Below are 17,985 nucleotides of genomic sequence, written 5' to 3' on the forward strand. Positions count from 1 at the left end.
CTTATGAAAATACTTTTAACATTCTACTAATCACTTGTTTCATTGAACTTAATTCTTTTTTCGAAGTATGCTCATTAAATAAATTATCAATAATAGATAAAACATTCTCACTTGCAGTACATTTTGGATATGATTTTGTAAAAGGTACTTGCGTCATAACAGCCTCTTGAACCTTTTTATCCTCTGATATATATCCGATTTTCTCTAATTTTATATCTAAAAATCTCATAACTGCTCTTTCTAATCTTTCAAAAGCAAGCTCCGAACTCTTTTTACTCTGAGCCTTGTTTATTACAACCTTTATAGAATTCTTTATTTGTAATTTGGATACAATTTTCATTAAACTATACGCATCAGTTAATGATGTAGGCTCAGGTGTAGTAACTAAAATCATTTCCTGGGAAAAAGATATAAATGATAATAAATTTTTGGATACACCTGCACTGGTATCTATCAAAATAGTATCTATATTATCTAGTTTTGAAAGTCCATCAATTAATCTCTGCTGTTTTTCATTACTTAACTCTGTCATTTCAAGCAGTCCTGAACCTCCAGATATTATTTTTATCCCATCTTCATTTTCAATAATTGCATCTTCTAATGGTACTCCTTTGAATATAACATCATGAAGAGTTTTATTTATTGATATCCCTAAAAGTATATTGATATTAGCCATTCCATAATCAGCATCTATTATTAAAACTTTTCTCCCTCTTCTCTGCATTTGCAAAGCTAGATTAACTGTAAAATTACTTTTACCAACTCCACCTTTTCCACTTGTAATCGTATATACTAATATACTATCACTTTGTTTTGATGTATCATCTTTAATAGAATTTTGTTTTGAAAAAACCATTTTTCTTAGATTCTGTGCTTGATCTATCATACTCTAATCTCTCCCCAAATATAATAAAAAAGTTTATCTATAGTTGCTTTTTCAATATCATCAGGTACATTTTGTCCAATACATAAATGTGATAAGGGCTTTTGAATATATTTAGCAATATTTATTATATTTCCATATCCTGAACTTTCATCAATTTTTGTGAGTATATATTTATCAAAACCAATTAAACTATAACTATCAATAATAGCCTTTATATCTCTATATTTAGTTGTTAAGCTAATTACTAAATATGTGCTCATATTCTCTATTCCAGCTATATACTGATTTAATTCTTGAATTTGTTCCTTATTTTTATAACTTCTTCCTGTTGAATCAATTAATATTAAATCATATTTTTTGAATTTTATTAATGCCTTTTGCATGTCTTCTTTTTTAACAACAACCTCTAATGGAATATTTAAAATATCAGCATAAGTCTTTAGCTGCTCTACTGCTCCAATTCTATAAGTATCTAATGTTATAAGTCCTACTTTTTTGTTATTTACTATAGATTCCTTTGCTGCTATCTTTGCAATAGTCGTTGTTTTTCCAACTCCTGTAGGTCCAATAAAAGATAATATTCTATTTTCAATATCCTCATTTATTTCAATATTTTGTTTTACTTGTTCCCATAAAAATTCATTTAAAACAAATTTATTTATTCTATTTTCTTTTAGCCCATTCTGTCTACAATAATTATAAAATTCATTTTGAACTTCTTTGTTCAAATCTATAGTTTCAAAAAATTCTTCTAGATTGAAATTCACTTTTATATCTTCCTTATTACTATCTTCTTCATCTTTTCTTGTAACTTTTTCTTCATCTATAGCTGCAATTACTTCTCGCTTTTTCTTTTTAAAAACCTTAAATAACCCACCTTCACTAATATATCTATCACTTATTATGACTGCATCATCGCCTAAGTCCATTTTGATTCTAAGCATAGCTTCCTGCATGTTATTAACAACGTACCTCTTAACTATCATCCAATTTCACCATCCCAACAGCTTCGATATCTATATAATTTGGTATTTCATTTAATGAAATAACTGGAACTTTAGGAAATGCAATTTCTATCATCCTTTTAAATGCAGGTCTAATTTTAGGTGCCGCTAAAACTACAGCTTCTTTTCCCTGCATTGCTAAATTATCAATATTACTGTGTATTTTTTGGAGTATCCTAGTATTTATATTAGGATCTATTGCCGGGAATGAACCCTGAATAGATTTTTGAATATTATCTCCTATAAGCTTTTCAATTTGTGGATGTATTGTGATAACATTTAATTTTTTATTTGTATCTAAAAACTCCATCACAATACTTCTTCCTAACTTATATCTAACATATTCAGTTAGAAGTTCTATATCCTTTGTGTTTACTGCATAATCTGCTAAAGTTTCTAAAATAGTTACCATATCTCTTATTGAAACATTTTCTCTAAGAAGATTTTGTAGTATTTTCTGAACTTCTCCTAAACTTAATAAATCAGGAATTAATTCTTCAACTACTGCACTATTTTCTTCTTTTATTCCCTCAACTAGTTCATTAACATCTTGTCTTGTAATTAACTCATGACTGTGTAATTTTATTACTTCTTTTAAGTGAGTTATAAGTACAGTAGTAGGATCAACAACTGTATATCCTTTGATTTCAGCCATATCCTTCTGCTTTTCATCAACCCATAATGCTGGTAATCCAAAAGCTGGTTCTACAGTTGGAATTCCTTCTAAATCTATATTATCACTACCTGGATCCATAACTAAAAGTTTATTATAGATTATAGTACCTTTTGCAACTTCAATACCTCTAATTTTTATAGAATATTCATTATGAGATAACATCAAATTATCTCTAATTCTTATTGGTCTTATAACTAATCCAAGTTCGTTGGCAATTTGTCTTCTCATAGAAGAAATTCTTTGAACTAAATCTCCTCCTGAGTCTTTATCCACCAATGGTATCAAGTCATAAGAAATTTCTATTTCTAATGATTCATATTGCTCTACTCTTACTTCTGACGGAGGCTCTTCAATTTCTTCATTACTAACTTCAACAACATCCTGTACTACTTTATTCTTTTCATCTTGATATAAAAGATAAGATATACCACCAGTAATTACCGCCATTAAATAAAATGGTGGAGTAGGAAATGCCGGTATGCTTCCAACAGCTATTAATAAAGCTGAAACTATACCTATTACCTTCCACATGGCAAATAATTGCTGACTCATTTCTGTACCAAAATCAGATTTTGAATTTGACCTAGTAACTAACATACCGGTTCCAATTGAAATCAGTAGTGCTGGAATTTGGCCTACAAGACCATCTCCAATTGTCAAAATACCAAACTGCTCAAGCGCTTTTGAAATACCTACTCCTTTTTGTATGGAAAATATAGCTATTCCACCAATAAAATTGATTATTACAATAATAATTCCAGCAATAGCATCTCCTTTTACAAATTTACTAGCACCATCCATTGTTCCATAAAAATCCGCTTCCCTTTGAAGATCTTCCCTTCTTTGTTTGGCCTGTACATCAGTTATTGACCCAGCATTTAAATCTGCATCTATACTCATTTGCTTACCTGGCATAGCATCTAATGTAAATCTAGCCGCAACTTCCGAAACTCTGCCTGCACCATTGGTTATAACCAAAAATTGTATTACAACAATAATAATAAAAATAATCGCTCCAACTATATAATTCCCTCCTGCTACAAAAGATCCAAAAGCTTGGATTACTGATCCAGCTTCACCATTACTTAATATAAGTCTGGTAGAGGAAATATTTAATCCTAATCTAAATAAAGTTGTTACTAAAAGTAAAGTAGGAAATACAGAAAACTCCAATATACTTGTTGTAAACATTGTTAATACAAAAATAATCAATGCAAAGGTAATATTAAATACCAATAATATATCTAAAAGAATTGGATTAACTGGTAAAATAATCATTGCTATAATACCCAACACACCTAATGCCACAATGGTATCCATATTATTAATAATTTTTTTAATACCCGAATTACTTTTGTTTTCCAAAAACTTCACCTACATTCTTCTTCTAGATTTAGTAAAACTTTTTTTCTTCTGTTCTAATCTATATACGAAAGCTAAAATTTCAGCAACTGCTTCATAAAATTCTACTGGAATCTCTTGTCCGATTTTAACTTTCTTAAATAAAACCCTAGCTAATGGTTTGTTTTCTACTATAGGAATTCCCTTTGATTTAGCCAACTCTCTTATTTTAGCAGCTACATTATCTGCTCCTTTTGCTAATAATTTTGGTGCAGAATCTAATTTATCATCATATCTGATTGCTAATGCTAAGTGCGTTGGATTCGTAACAACAACAGTTGATTTTTCTACATCTGCCATCATTCTGCTCATAGCAAGTTGTTTTTGTTTTTGCCTTCGTTTTGATTTAATTAGAGGGTCTCCCTCTACTTGTTTATATTCTTCTTTTACTTCATGCTTTGTCATTTTTAAACTCTTCTTAAAGTCATATATCTGATATACATAATCTGCTATTCCAACTATAACTAAAATAATTGCAAATTTAATTACAAAACCTCTTAAAAGTTCACTTAAATACGTGTAAAAGTTATTAACTGAGGTAAGCGCAATACCCTGTATCTTGAAAATATTTTCTTTTATAAAACTATAAGATATATAAGTTACAAGCGCTAATTTACTTATATTTTTCACAAACCCAAAAAGAACCTTCTTGGAAAATAATTTCTTAAAACCTTCTATTGGATTAAGTTTTTTAAAATCTGGCTTTAATGGGTGAAATGAATAGTTGAATTTAGTTTGCGCTAAATTAATTACTATCGCAGATATAAATAAAACTCCAAAAACAGGAATTATTATACCAATAAAATTTACTATATTATCTATAACAAATGATTTAACATTATTTCCAGTAAAACTCATTTTAAAATCTACAGATAATCCTAATTTTAGAAATAAAACAATCTTTTTATAAATTAAATCGCCTAGAGAAGTAGCTACAATTGAAAACATTAATAATTGAAGAGCTGAATTAAAGTCCTGACTTTTAGCTATTTGACCTTTTTTCTTAGCATCTAATAACTTTTTAGGAGTAGGATCTTCAGTTTTTTCATCAGCCATAAATAAAATATTTGACCCGATTTTTCTATTTATAAGTAAACTATCATTATTTTCTAAAATATCAATTATATCCTCAGATATAAAAGTATAAAGGAATATAAGACAAAAAATTATACTGACTATATTTAAAATTAACAAATCATTATACTGCACAAGTTTCACCCTAAACTTATTGTGACATGAGTTTAATAATATTATCTAGATTACCTGGTATTATATCTAGAACACCTAAAATTAGCTTTACTACAATTGGACAAATAGCTAAAAAAGTAATTATACCCACTAAAGTTTTCATAGGTAATCCCAAAATAAGTACATTTAACTGTGGTACTGTTCGTGAAATGATTCCAAGAATTAAATCAGTTATAACAAACACTAATATCATAGGCGCCGCTATCTGAACACCTATAACAAAACTTTGCTTTACTATATCAACCGCGCCAATTAACCCTGAAAAATTCACATTATAATTACTGATATTTATAATATTAAAACTATTCGATATTGCTAAAATCAAATAGTGATGACCATCAAAAATAAAATATAAAATTAGCGCTATCCAAAAATATATACGACCATAAATAGATAATTTGTTTTGAGACATTGGATCAAATAAAGTAGATGATGCCAGGCCTCCTTGTATATCCATAAATTGACCAGCCATTTGTATAGACATAAAAACAATATTAACTAAAATACCCAAAAACAAGCCAACTAAAGCTTCTTTTATCAAAAGAACTACAAAAGTAGCCATACTAACACTGATTTGTATATCAAGAGAAGCAATACTAAAATATATAATATATGATAATACAATACAAAACATTATCTTAAGAGTGTTTGGAATACCCTTTATATTTAATAATGGTGTTGTGACAAATAAACTAGTAACCCTTACAAGTATTAATAAAAATGCAGTAAAATTTAATGTTACCATATCCACCTACCGTAAAATTGTTTGTATATTAACCAAAGTTCTATTAAAAAACCCTAAAAGAGTGTTTAACATAAAATTACCAAAGATTATTATCGATAAGAAGACAGCTAAAATCTTTGGTACAAAAGTAAGGGTCTGTTCTTGTATTTGAGTTGTTGCTTGGAAAATGCTTATTGTAAGACCCACTAATAATGATGTCAATAACGTAGGTCCTGCTACTAATAATATTGTCCAAAAAGCATCTTTCATAATATCCAATACCATTGTTTCACTCATACTTTGCCTCCTTAAATAGTAATCATATAAAACTCTCTACTAGTGATTTAACTATTAAGTGCCACCCATCAACCATTACAAATAATAGAACTTTAAATGGAAGTGATATCATTACTGGAGATAACATAAACATCCCCATTGACATCAGTATGCTGGCTACAACTAAATCTATAACAACAAATGGAATAAATAATAAAAACCCAATCTGAAATGCAGTTTTTAACTCGCTAATAACAAATGCAGGTACTAATACATTAAAACTTGTTTCGATAGCTTCAGCTGGTACTTCCGAATCGGAAAGTTTTATAAATAGAGCCAAATCCTTTTCCCTTGTTTGTTTCAGCATAAACTCTTTCAATGGCTTTGATCCTATTTCAATTGCCTCTTCTTGACTTATTTTCTCTTCTAAATATGGATTTACTGCATCATTCATAACTTCAGTATAAACTGGTCCCATTATAAAAAATGTTAAAAACAAAGCTAGTCCTATTAGTATTTGATTTGGAGGGCTTTGTTGAGTCCCTAGTGCATTTCTTAAAAACGAAAAGACAACTATTATTCTTGTAAATGAGGTCATCAGTATTAATATCGATGGTGCCAAAGTAAGAACCGTTAATAAAAATAATAATGTTACACTATCCATTGTTTCTGTTGGAGAAGATGCCTCACCAAGATCTATTCCTATTTTAGGTATCGCAATAGGATCAGCGAAGGCTATTGTACTTACAATTAATATTAGTGTAGCTAATACTACTCCAAAAACAATAATCTTTTTTTTCATATTATCTTTTGCCCTTTCTTACCATATCTATTCCATTACTAATTATTTTATCTAGTGGTGTATTTGTAATAGAACTATCATTGGCTGTATATCTATCTTCAAAACCCTCGGGAAGCTTTTCTAAAACATTTATATTATTTTCAGTTACACCTAATAAAAGCATTTCTTCTCCTATTTTTACAACGCATATACTACTTTTATTAGAAACCGGAAGTTTGTCAACTATTCTTAAATTTCTTTTTAAAGGTTGCCGTGTAAATCTTTTGCCAATTTTAGAAGTTATATAAATAAGCAAAAGCACTATTGCTAAAGCAAATATCATTTGAAAAAATGAATTCAAAAAATTTATATTAGTTGACATTCTATTCTCCTCTTTTCTAATTATTTTTACTGAATCATGAAGTCATTATAATAGATATTTGTTATTATTACTTCACCTAAAAGTTCGTTTAAACTTTGTTTTAACTGTTCTTTTAATTCAATTGCGCCTTCATCTTTTTTAAGTTCTTCGTTAGATTTAGTTCTAAGTATTTCAATAATCTTATCCCTTATTCTATCCTCATTGGTTGCCAAAATTTCCTCATTATCACTTTCCATATATGCTAACACAATAGTAGCCTTTAAATAACTATTTCTTGAGCTACTAGTTTTAAGATTAACTACAAACTGTCTTAAAGGAATCACTTTTTCTGTTTGTACTTCTTCTTTAGTAAAAGGAAATTTAAAGCCAGTTGATTTAAGATAAAAATATGTTCCCCCTAATCCAACCAATAAAACAATCACTAGTACAATAATAATAATCTTACTTTTCTTCTCCTTTTTCTTTTTATACTCTTCCTCATACTTTTTGTTTTCTTCCATACTAAACCTACTTTCCTAATCTTTTTCTCCATCAATATACTGAACAACTATATTAACTCTTCTATTCAGCTGCCTGTTTTCTGCTGAAGTATTAGGAACTTTTGGGCTGTACTCTCCATGCCCTACCGCTTTCATACGCTTAGGGTCCACTCCTTGTTTTTCAGCTAAATATCTTACCACATTTATTGCTCTTGACGCAGATAATTCCCAATTACTTTCAAATTGTGATGTGTTAATAGGCACATTATCTGTATGTCCTTCAACCATAATATCGTTAGGCAATTCATTGAATTTTTGACCTAATTTATTAAGAATTCCAAAGGCCTCGTCTTTTAAATCAGATTTTCCAACTTCAAATAAAAGTTTATCTTTTATATCAATTTGAACTCCTATTTCATTAATATTAACTTCAATACTATCTGTTAACCCTTGTGCTGTTGCATATTCTTCAATTATAGATTTCAGTTGTTGCATTTTTTCTTCTTCAGTCATTTCATCTATTTCTTCTTCTAACTCATCATCTGCCTCATCTTCTGGAACATTTATCTCAGCATTTTCACCCAAGTCAATAACTGACTTACTGCTATTTGTAAGTATATCTCTTAAACCATTTGCCACATCTACGAATTTATTTTGATCAACAGTAGAGATAGAATAAAGCAAAATGAAAAATGTTAATAGCAAAGTCATTAAATCTGAGAATGTAGCCATCCATGCTGGAGCTCCCCTAGATTCTTTTTTCTTCTTTTTACGCATTCTCTAACTCCACCTTCAAATCACCATTTTTCCTAGCTAATCTTTCTTTTGGAGATAAAAATGTTTGTAACTTTTCTTCTATTGCCATAGGATTTAATCCCTTTTGAATAGCCAAAACACCTTCTACCATCATATATCTTATGTTCATTTCTTCATTTGATTTATTTTCAAGATTGGTTGCAATAGGAATTAAAATTAAATTTGCAAATAAAGCTCCGTAGAAGGTAGTAACTAAAGCTACTGCCATTCCTGATCCAATAGAAGATGCATCATCAAGATTACCAAGCATGTTTATAAGCCCTATAATTGTACCTATCATACCAAAAGATGGCGCATATTCTGCCCACTTTTTAAACATACTTTGACCCTCAGCATGTCTATCCTCAGATACTTCTATTTCAAGATTCAAAATATCCTTTATCAATTCTACATCCATTGCATCTATTACCATTAAAAGACCCCTCTTGAGAAATTCATCATCCATCTCCTCAAGATTTTTTTCTAAAGAATTGAATCCTTCTTTTTTAGCTTTCTTAGACAATTCTAAAAACAAATCCATTAATTCAGCTTTACTTTCTTTCTTTTCTGAAAAAGCGATTTTAAGTAAAACAGGTATTCTTTTCATATTATCTAAGGATTCACTTATGGTTAATGCCATAAATGAACCCCCCATTGTTACTAAAAATGAAGAAGCACTTATAAAGCCTGTTAAATCACCTGACAAAATTATAGACCCTATAATTAATGCCAAGCCCAGGAAAAGCCCCGTAATGGCTGTTAAATTACTCTTCATGTGTATCCCTCCATTTCCATATGTATAGGGATCGTTTAAGAATAACTTCCACTAATTTATTCTTAAGCCGAACCTTAATTATTTATCTTTTTAGATTCAGTAGCTCCTGAAGCATTTCATCTGAAGTTGTTATTGACCTAGAATTAGCTTGGTATGCTCTACTAGTTATAATCATTTCTGTAAATTCATTTGCTAAATCAACATTTCCCATTTCCAATACTCCTTGTTTAATTGAACCAAATGCATCTGAACCTGCAACTCCATATTCAATTTCGCCTGAATTTGAAGTAGCACCATATGTATTAGACCCTAGCTTATCCAGCCCTTCTGGATTTTTAAATTTGGCTATCGCCACTCTTCCTAAAACGTAACTTTCTTGATCGCTGTATATGGCTGTTATCTGGCCTGAAGCATCTACATTGAAGGTTTCTAAACTAACTATTTCTCCAGCTGAATTCTCAATTTTCACTGGAATTTTTAATGAATTCAAATTATCTTTATCAGCTGCTTTCACTTCGTCAAATCCTGTATTATATTCAGGTGGTTCCTTAGTATAGTCAATTATACTGTCCCCGTCCTTATCTGCTGGCATATATCCCAAAACCTTAAATCCTGATGCGTTTACTAGATTACCTTCATTATCTCTGTAAAAAGCACCATCTCTAGTGAATTTAATTCCATTTATATCTTCTTCAGTTGTGCCTCGTTTTGCACTTTCTGCCACCACGAAAAAACCATTATTTTCAATAGCAAAATCTAATTCTCTCCCTGTTGGTTGAAGTGCACCATCAGTCATTATGGTATCCACTGAACTTACAGTGGTTCCAAGACCTACTTGTTTAGGATTTTTCCCTCCTCTACCTGAATAATCTGGAGATTGAGCAGTAGATAGAGTATCATTTAACATATCTTGAAATTTAACTCTACTAGCCTTAAATGCTGTTGTATTTACATTAGCTATATTATTACCTATAACATCCATTTTAATTTGATTACTTCTCATACCACTTACACCTGAATATAATGACTTTAACATAAAAATCCTCCTCTATTTGTTGTTATTTGTACTGCTTCTATCCTTCACCAGTACGGAGGCTTCCCGTTAGGGTCCAGCCTAATTATTATTTTTAATAAAAACTGCACTATCGATATTGGTAAAAACATTCTCTTCATTATCATCTAAAGTCATAGCTGTTATAACTATTCTGTTGGCTATGTTAGATATAAAAGCTGAGTCTTTATATATTAATAAACTTTCCTTCGCTCCTTTACTTTCAGCTTTATCCATTGCATTACCTAAAGCTTCTAAGTCTTTATGTGTTAAATTTATATTTCTTGTTTCTAATCTTCTTTGAGCATGTTTTGAAATTGTTATGGAACTTTTCTTTTCTATATCTGTATGGTTTTTAAGAGATTCTCTTTGAATCTGCTTTTTCAGTAGCTCATCAAAATGGGAATTTTTCTTTATCTTATCTAAATCTTTATTTCCATTAGATAAGTTGCCATATGCTTTACTATTTGAAATTTTTAAGCTCAAATCTAACCCTCCTGAATTTCTACTTCTTCTTCATTGATTATTTCAACTACTTCATCAATATAGTACTGCTCCCCATCACATTCAATAGTAAGAAACCTTCCAAAATTGCTGACCTTATCAACAGTTCCTGTACTAGTGATACCATCTCTTATAACTTTAACTTCTTTACCAATAAGTGAAGCACCTAACTGTGTATTTTGAAGACCTATGGAATAACTTAAATTATCATTTAAATTTTGCATTTGCTCAAGAGCTGCAAACTGAGCCATTTGAGCAATGTATTCAGAATTGTCCATAGATTCCATTGGGTCTTGATATTGTAATTGAGCAGTAAGTATTTTTAAAAATGCATCTTTATCTAAATCATCATTTGATAGTTTGGTAACTCCATTGTTATATGTTAATTTATTTGCTGAAATCGAATTAACCGGCATATTACACCTCCTACATAAGAATGTTTATATTATTACTTGATTGATTTAAATTATTAGTGATTTTATATTTATTAGTCTTTTTTGTTTTGTCATAGGATTCATCATTTGCAAAATTATTGTTTCCATTATTTTTTTCTTCTTGATCATCAAAAAAATGACTGTTACTTTGCATATCTTCTGATCCTTGATTGAATGAAAAATCCATAGTTGAATTTGCTTGGCTATCAACATTTACCTCTGTTACCTTCACATTATAATTACTAATTGAATTATGAAGTAAAGTCATGTTTTTCTCAATTAGCTGCTTTGTTTCATTTGAATGTACTAAAACTCTTGCTACTATATCATTGCCTTTTTTTTCAAGTTCAATAGATAATTCTCCTAATTCTTGAGGTTTCAATTTAATTTTCATAGTTTCACTACTATTATCTTTTAAAATATTAATCTTCTCAGAAATTTCACTAACAACTTTATCAAAATTTTGAATTTCTTTTTCTGATTCTAACCCATTTTCTGGTTCTAACCCTTTTATAATAAACTCAAAGTTATTATTAGTCTCTTCTATAGAATTAAAATTCATGTTTTGCACATTTGCTTCTGTATTCTCAGTGCTTATTTTAGATATTCTCCATGAATTAATATTTTCTAATTGACTTAACTCACTACTTTGTACAGAGCAATTGGCGTCTTTAGAATTTACAATTTCTATACCTTCAATTAAATTTCCTCTTAGAATACTTTGTTTTTCTGAATTATTAATTTCTGCATTCACCTCAAAAACTTTTTCACTTTGTTGCAAAGTATTAGAAACTTTTACATCTACAGTTAAGTTTTCTTTTATAGTGTTTAAGATTTCTGATTTTTTGATTATTGTTTTTTCAGATTCTTCCTTATCTACAAATAACTTTCCTATATTATTCACAATATCCTGAGAAGCTTTTTTGCTTGAAATATTTAAAGATTCTAAGTTTTCTAACTCATTTACAACGTTCTGTGAAACTAGTTTGCTAGGAATGTTTTTTATAGATACTTCTTTAATTTGATTAAATTCTTCTTTAACTGAAACTTTACTTTCCATATTAACTTGAGGAATCAGCTCCATATTTAAGTTTATATTAATTAGTTCAGTCTCTTCTTCTATTTCTTCTTCTACATTGCTACTCACCTTATCACCATTCAAATCATTGCTTACTAGTGAATCAGACAGTATATCTTGATTCAATGCATCGCTCTTATTAGTTTCACTAGTAAATAAAGCTTGTAACACTTCTGTAAATGCAGTACTTGATTCTTCTATTGTGCTACAAGCCTCATCTATCTTCAATTGCTTTGGAATATTTATTGCAGTTACTTGTGTCATCTTATTCACCCCCCTTCATGTCAGTTCACAGTTCACAGTCTACAGTTCCCAGTTGTGGACGCATTTCACTAGCGTCAAAGCTTTTAATTGTTTAAAAAACGAAACAACAATTACTGTGAACTTTGAACTAAATTTTACCTTTTCTTAAATGTGCATATAAACCTAATTCATCAATGAGTTTTTGTTCCTCTTTTTCCATTTCTTTTAGATGATTTTCATATGCTTTTTCTTTGAGAAGCTCAATAGTTTTTCTTTCCTTCTGGGCAATTATTAGCTTATTCCTTATTTCATCTAGTTCAAGCTTATATTCATTAATAACTTTATCTTGATTTTCTATCTTCTCTTGTAGAGTATATATATATAAGTAAGAATTTTTAAAATTCATTGCGTTTGAATTTCTTTTACCAGTAATTCCTGATATATTATTTTGTAATTGAAAACTTAAGCTCTCCAAAATTCCTTGTTCTTCATCGATTCTAATTTTTAGTTTTAGATAGTTTTCCTTTATGCTATCCTCAGTATCTTTCTTATATTTCAAAACATTTTCTAGAGAATATTTGAATTTTTTCATAACTTACTCCTATTGAAATATTTTTGTGATATTTTGGACTACTTTATCGTAATGAATTCTCTCCTCAACGGATTGCTTAAGAAAATCATCAATTTGAGGATTTAAATTTACTGCTCTGTCTATCAGGACGTTACTACCTTTTTTATATGCACCAAGATTTATTAAGTCTTCTGCCTTTTCATATGTAGCAAGATTATTTCTTAATTCACTAGCTGCATTATAATGTTCTGAAGAGACAATCTCCTTCATTAATCTGCTAATACTTTGTTGAACATCTATAGCCGGAAAATGATTCTTTTCAGCTATTTTTCTGGATAGAATTATATGTCCATCTAAAATTCCTCTTACTGAATCAGCAATTGGTTCATTCATATCATCGCCTTCTACTAAAACAGTGTAAAATGCAGTTATTGAACCTTTTTCTGATGTTCCCGATCTTTCTAACAATTGAGGAAGCATTGCAAATACAGAAGGCGTATACCCTTTAGTAGCAGGCGGTTCCCCTATAGCTAATCCTACCTCTCTTTGAGCCATCGCAAATCTAGTTACTGAGTCCATCATTAGCATTACTTTTTTTCCACAATCTCTAAAATATTCAGCTATAGCAGTAGCTACAAATGCTCCTTTTAATCGGATAAGGGCTGGTTGGTCAGAAGTAGCACACACAACAATTGACTTTTTTAGTCCTTCTTCGCCTAGGTTGTTTTCCATAAAATCAAGAACTTCTCGTCCTCTTTCACCTATCAGTGCAATAACATTCACATCAGATTCACAATATCTACTCATCATTCCTAACAAAGTACTCTTTCCTACTCCGCTTCCTGCAAAAACACCTATTCTTTGACCTTCTCCACAGGTTATCAACCCATCAATAGCTTTTACTCCTGTTGGCATTATTTCTTTTATTCTTTTTCTTTTCAATGGATTTGGCGGCGGATTATAAATACTGTATTCATCCTTTAAATCCAGCGATTCTCCTTCTATTACATTTCCTAAACCGTCTACAATTTTACCTAAAAGTTCAGACCCAACTTTTACAGAAAGAGATTTTCCTGTAGTTTTAACAAGAGCACCTGAATTTACTCCTCGTAATTCTCCTAAAGGCATTAGTAATGCTGTATCACCTTTGAAGCCAACAACTTCAGCTTCTACTACTTCATTATTGCCTAATATAATCTTACAAACTTCTCCTACAAAAGATTTTATACCCTCAACTTGAATAGTAAGTCCAATTACTTCTTTTACTTTTCCATATGAATTATAAAATTTATTATCCTCTAAGACTTTCCTATACTTATCTAAAAATTTCAACTCCATTTTAATCTACCTTACCTTAGCAAATTCTTTTAAAATATTGCTTATTTGAGTTTGTATATCTAAATCTATAGTTTCTGTTTCACTATCAATAATACATTCTGTTGTATCCAATGTATTGTCTTCTAAAAATGTAAAGTTTGCACTAGGACAGATACTCTTCAATTGTTTTTCGTTATTCTTTAAAATTTCCATATTTTTAGAATTGGCTTTTAAGATAATTCTTTCTCTATTAACCATATCGTTTAATGCATATTTTATCATTGGTAAAATCTTTTCATAATTATCTTCAATAGAAATTTTAGTTACTTTTTCTGCAATACTCATAACCATTTCTATTACGTCATCTTCTATATTTGATAACATTTTTTTTCTTTCTACTTCTGCTTGCATTAAAAGTTCTGTTACTCCTTCTTTTTGAGCTTGTATATCTTCCAATGCTTTATTGAATCCTGCTTCGTAACCTAGTGTAGTTCCTTGTTCAAAACCTTCTTCATACCCATCATTTTTAGCTTTATTTTTTATATCCTCTGCTTTTTTTCTTGCAGAATCCAATATTTCTTCTTCTTTACGTATATCTGGCAAACTATTTATTGATTCTTTTTCTTCCTTAATCTCAACCTTAACGGAAAAATCAGTATTCTCAAAATTCTCTGCAGTATACTTTTTTATGACACTATTATTAACTTTATTTTTTTTTATTATATTAGTATATAGTGTCATCATCTCCACCTCTGTTAATGATTATTTCTCCGTCATTTTCTAATTTTCTAATTATAGCAACGATTTTTTGCTGTGCTTCTTCCACCTTAGTAACTTTTACTGGTCCCATCATTTCAAGCTCTTCTTTAACTGCTTCACTAGCCCTTGAAGACATGTTTTCATAAATTAAATTAGTTACTTCCTCAGATGCGCCTTTTATTGATAGTGCAATATCTCCAATAGATACTTCTCGAAGAACCTTTTGGATTGAATTTTTATCAAGAAGTTTAATATCTTCAAATGTAAATAATTTTGCTTTTATTTCCTGTTTTAAATCTGGTTTTTTCGAATCTATACCATCTAAAATATTTTTTTCTGTGGTTCTTGTAACAGAATTTAAAATCTTTACTAATGTATCAACTCCGCCTATTTTATCGCTATCCAAAAAGCTTCCACTTATTAGTTTCTTTTCTAATGCACCTTCTATTTTTTTTATAGCAATTGGCGAAAGAGGCTTCATACTTGCTATTCTATCTGCAACTTCACTTTGAATATTTTCTGGAAGTCCAGATAATATCAATGCAGCTTTCTCAGCCTGTAAATAGCAAAGTACCATTGCAATTGTCTGCGGTTGCTCTTTTAATAAAACTTTAAGTAATTTGTCAGAATCAATTTTTCTTGCAATTTCAAATGGAGTATTCTCATTTCTTGAAGATTTTAATCTTTTCAAAACACTTTGAGCCTTTTGTTTACCTAAAGCTTTACTTAAAACACTTTCAGCATATTGAGTTCCACCAGTACTTACGAATTGTTGACCGCTAACCATTGCTCCAAATTCTTCAATTAATTGACTTCTTGTTTCATTTCCAACAAATTCAATTTTTCCAATTTCTAATATTATCTTTTCTATCAAACTTTCTGGAAATTCTTTTAAAATTTTTGATGAAGTTTCTGGTCCTAGTACTATTAATAACATGGCAACTTTTTTTATGCCCGAAACTTTAGTTTTCACTATCTTTTTCGCTCCCTTCAATAATCCACAACTTCAATAATTCCGCTGCTTCTTTAGGGTTTTCATTTGCATATGAATTTATTTTATCTTTAAAATCTATTTTTACTTTTCCAGTGTCTATTATTACTTCATCAATTATGTCTTTGCTTCTTATATCTTGACCTTTTATATCTGGACTTCTTCTTTCTTCTCTTGGAAGTGTTTCTTTCAACATAATATCTTCTACTTCTTTTTCTCTAGTTTTCTTTCTTCTACCACGTAAAAGCATCACTGTAATTAATATAATACCTAGTAAAATAGCAGCAAATATACCTAATAAAACTGGTAATGATATATACTTTAAAATCTCATTCATTAGCCCTGTTTGTGGTAATTCTTTTTCTAAATCATCTTTTACTGCTTCTTTAAGGCTGGTATCAAAAGGAATCCCTTCAACATTGATAATATCTCCTCTAGTTTCATCAGCACCTATAGCAGTCATAACAATATTTTTAATAGATTCTTTTTTCTCATCAGTTAAAGTTCCGTCAATAATTACTGAAGCAGATATTCTTTCAACAGTTCCTAGAGCTTTAATAGTTGTTGTAGTTGTTTCTCCTACCTCAAAATTTCTTATCGTTTCATAGGATTCAGTATTTGAATCATTAATTATATCCCCATCAGAAATATAAGATCCAGTATCCGTGGGATTATCCCCTGTATCGCTTGTAGCTTTACCCTCATACTTTTTTTGCTCACTTATTACAATAGGTTCTCCATCATAGGATTTACTTACACTTTCTTTTGTATCCATATCTAATTTAACACTTACATCTACAACAGCTTTACCTGTCCCAAAAGTTTTTTCTAAAGTGTTAGTAAGATTATTTTCTAATTCCCTGTTATATGTATTTTCTAAATCTCTTTTGTTCATAATTGCTGAAGTTGAATCATATTCATTGTCATTAGAAACTCTTTCGCTAAGTAAATTTCCGTTGGCATCTAAAACTTTTACACTTTCTTCCGATAAGTTATTTACAGCACCTGATACTAGCGAGATTATTCCTTTTATCTGATCATTAGATAAAGACTGCGTCTCTTTTATCTCAAGCAAAATAGATGCAGACGCAGGTTTAGTTTCTTTGTTGAACAAATTGTCTTCAGCTAATACAAGATGAACTCTAGCATAATTAATTTCCTGAAGAGACATTATGGATCTTTGAAGCTCTCCTTCTAGAGCTCTTTGATACATTATTTTTCTATCTTCATCAGTAACCATAATACCTAAATTGTCAAAAATTTCATATCCTTTACCACTATTCGGTAATGAACCAGACATAGCAAGATCCAATCTTAGTTTATCAACCTTTTTTTCATCAACTAAAATTGTACTTCCACCATCTTCAAGCTTATAGTTTTGGATCTTTAATTCATCAAATTTACTTACTATACTTGCAGAATCTTCAAGGCTCAAATTTGTAAACATAGTTACATATTTAGTAGCTCCAAACACAGTAAAATACAATATTAATGAAACAATAATCGACGCACCGACTGCGCCTGCCACTATTCTGCCGCTTTTGCCAAGTGACTGCCACCCATTTGAGACTCTACCTGATAAATCCTTAAAAACACCCATGCATTTAAGC

20 protein-coding genes are annotated in these 17,985 nt (G+C 29.9%); all 20 read right to left on the bottom strand.

What is annotated here, in order from left to right:
• Nucleotide 1: 1 nt before the first annotated feature.
• The 20 genes from ACQ3F0_RS05935 to fliF all read right to left on the bottom strand — a co-directional run bounded on the left by ACQ3F0_RS05935 (nt 2) and on the right by fliF (nt 17,975).
• The gene (locus ACQ3F0_RS05935) at nt 2–886 is read right to left on the bottom strand and encodes a MinD/ParA family protein (RefSeq protein ID WP_428864229.1); all 885 of its coding nucleotides are present in this window, start codon (nt 884–886) and stop codon (nt 2–4) included.
• Nucleotides 883–1,872, bottom strand: coding sequence for a flagellar biosynthesis protein FlhF (locus tag ACQ3F0_RS05940; protein ID WP_428864230.1), 990 nt, complete (start codon nt 1,870–1,872; stop codon nt 883–885). The genes ACQ3F0_RS05935 and ACQ3F0_RS05940 overlap by 4 nt, the downstream gene beginning before the upstream one ends.
• Nucleotides 1,862–3,886 carry a flagellar biosynthesis protein FlhA gene (gene flhA, locus ACQ3F0_RS05945; RefSeq protein ID WP_428864374.1) on the bottom strand — a complete coding sequence of 675 codons (2,025 nt, stop codon included), beginning with the start codon at nt 3,884–3,886 and terminating at the stop codon, nt 1,862–1,864. The genes ACQ3F0_RS05940 and flhA overlap by 11 nt, the downstream gene beginning before the upstream one ends.
• Before the next feature lie 54 nt (nt 3,887–3,940).
• On the bottom strand, nt 3,941–5,176 hold the full coding sequence (flhB, locus tag ACQ3F0_RS05950; protein WP_428864231.1) for a flagellar biosynthesis protein FlhB: 1,236 nt from the start codon (nt 5,174–5,176) through the stop codon (nt 3,941–3,943).
• A gap of 16 nt (nt 5,177–5,192) precedes the next feature.
• Nucleotides 5,193–5,960, bottom strand: coding sequence for a flagellar biosynthetic protein FliR (locus ACQ3F0_RS05955; protein ID WP_428864232.1), 768 nt, complete (start codon nt 5,958–5,960; stop codon nt 5,193–5,195).
• Between the two features lie 6 nt (nt 5,961–5,966).
• On the bottom strand, nt 5,967–6,236 hold the full coding sequence (gene fliQ / locus ACQ3F0_RS05960) for a flagellar biosynthesis protein FliQ (RefSeq protein WP_428864233.1): 270 nt from the start codon (nt 6,234–6,236) through the stop codon (nt 5,967–5,969).
• A 22-nt stretch (nt 6,237–6,258) separates the two neighbouring features.
• The gene (gene fliP / locus ACQ3F0_RS05965) at nt 6,259–7,017 is read right to left on the bottom strand and encodes a flagellar type III secretion system pore protein FliP (RefSeq protein ID WP_428864234.1); all 759 of its coding nucleotides are present in this window, start codon (nt 7,015–7,017) and stop codon (nt 6,259–6,261) included.
• 1 nt (nt 7,018) lies between these two features.
• Nucleotides 7,019–7,378, bottom strand: a complete 360-nt coding sequence (gene fliO, locus ACQ3F0_RS05970; RefSeq protein ID WP_428864235.1) for a flagellar biosynthetic protein FliO — start codon at nt 7,376–7,378, stop codon at nt 7,019–7,021.
• A 26-nt stretch (nt 7,379–7,404) separates the two neighbouring features.
• Complete coding sequence (locus tag ACQ3F0_RS05975) at nt 7,405–7,878, bottom strand: flagellar basal body-associated FliL family protein (RefSeq protein WP_428864236.1); 474 nt, start codon at nt 7,876–7,878, stop codon at nt 7,405–7,407.
• 15 nt (nt 7,879–7,893) lie between these two features.
• Nucleotides 7,894–8,634, bottom strand: a complete 741-nt coding sequence (locus ACQ3F0_RS05980; RefSeq protein ID WP_428864237.1) for a flagellar motor protein MotB — start codon at nt 8,632–8,634, stop codon at nt 7,894–7,896.
• Nucleotides 8,627–9,427: a motility protein A gene (locus ACQ3F0_RS05985; protein WP_428864238.1), complete on the bottom strand. Its 801-nt coding sequence runs from the start codon at nt 9,425–9,427 to the stop codon at nt 8,627–8,629. Before ACQ3F0_RS05985 ends, ACQ3F0_RS05980 begins: the two co-directional genes overlap by 8 nt.
• An 82-nt stretch (nt 9,428–9,509) precedes the next feature.
• Entirely contained in the window at nt 9,510–10,463 is a 954-nt protein-coding gene (locus ACQ3F0_RS05990) for a flagellar hook-basal body complex protein (protein WP_428864239.1), read from the bottom strand.
• Between the two features lie 78 nt (nt 10,464–10,541).
• The gene (locus ACQ3F0_RS05995) at nt 10,542–10,964 is read right to left on the bottom strand and encodes a TIGR02530 family flagellar biosynthesis protein (RefSeq protein WP_428864240.1); all 423 of its coding nucleotides are present in this window, start codon (nt 10,962–10,964) and stop codon (nt 10,542–10,544) included.
• A gap of 2 nt (nt 10,965–10,966) precedes the next feature.
• Nucleotides 10,967–11,398, bottom strand: a complete 432-nt coding sequence (locus ACQ3F0_RS06000) for a flagellar hook assembly protein FlgD (protein WP_428864241.1) — start codon at nt 11,396–11,398, stop codon at nt 10,967–10,969.
• Nucleotides 11,399–11,408: 10 nt separating this feature from the next.
• Nucleotides 11,409–12,758 (bottom strand): flagellar hook-length control protein FliK, encoded by a 1,350-nt coding sequence (locus tag ACQ3F0_RS06005; protein WP_428864242.1) that lies wholly within the window; start codon nt 12,756–12,758, stop codon nt 11,409–11,411.
• A 127-nt stretch (nt 12,759–12,885) separates the two neighbouring features.
• The gene (fliJ, locus tag ACQ3F0_RS06010) at nt 12,886–13,329 is read right to left on the bottom strand and encodes a flagellar export protein FliJ (RefSeq protein ID WP_428864243.1); all 444 of its coding nucleotides are present in this window, start codon (nt 13,327–13,329) and stop codon (nt 12,886–12,888) included.
• Nucleotides 13,330–13,338: 9 nt separating this feature from the next.
• On the bottom strand, nt 13,339–14,646 hold the full coding sequence (gene fliI, locus ACQ3F0_RS06015; RefSeq protein ID WP_428864244.1) for a flagellar protein export ATPase FliI: 1,308 nt from the start codon (nt 14,644–14,646) through the stop codon (nt 13,339–13,341).
• A gap of 6 nt (nt 14,647–14,652) precedes the next feature.
• Entirely contained in the window at nt 14,653–15,369 is a 717-nt protein-coding gene (locus ACQ3F0_RS06020) for a FliH/SctL family protein (protein WP_428864245.1), read from the bottom strand.
• Nucleotides 15,350–16,357, bottom strand: a complete 1,008-nt coding sequence (fliG, locus tag ACQ3F0_RS06025) for a flagellar motor switch protein FliG (protein WP_428864246.1) — start codon at nt 16,355–16,357, stop codon at nt 15,350–15,352. The genes ACQ3F0_RS06020 and fliG overlap by 20 nt, the downstream gene beginning before the upstream one ends.
• Entirely contained in the window at nt 16,347–17,975 is a 1,629-nt protein-coding gene (gene fliF / locus ACQ3F0_RS06030; protein ID WP_428864247.1) for a flagellar basal-body MS-ring/collar protein FliF, read from the bottom strand. Before fliF ends, fliG begins: the two co-directional genes overlap by 11 nt.
• Nucleotides 17,976–17,985 lie beyond the last annotated feature (10 nt).

Source organism: Clostridium sediminicola (assembly GCF_050402865.1).
Lineage (GTDB): Bacteria > Bacillota > Clostridia > Clostridiales > Clostridiaceae > Clostridium_AF > Clostridium_AF sediminicola.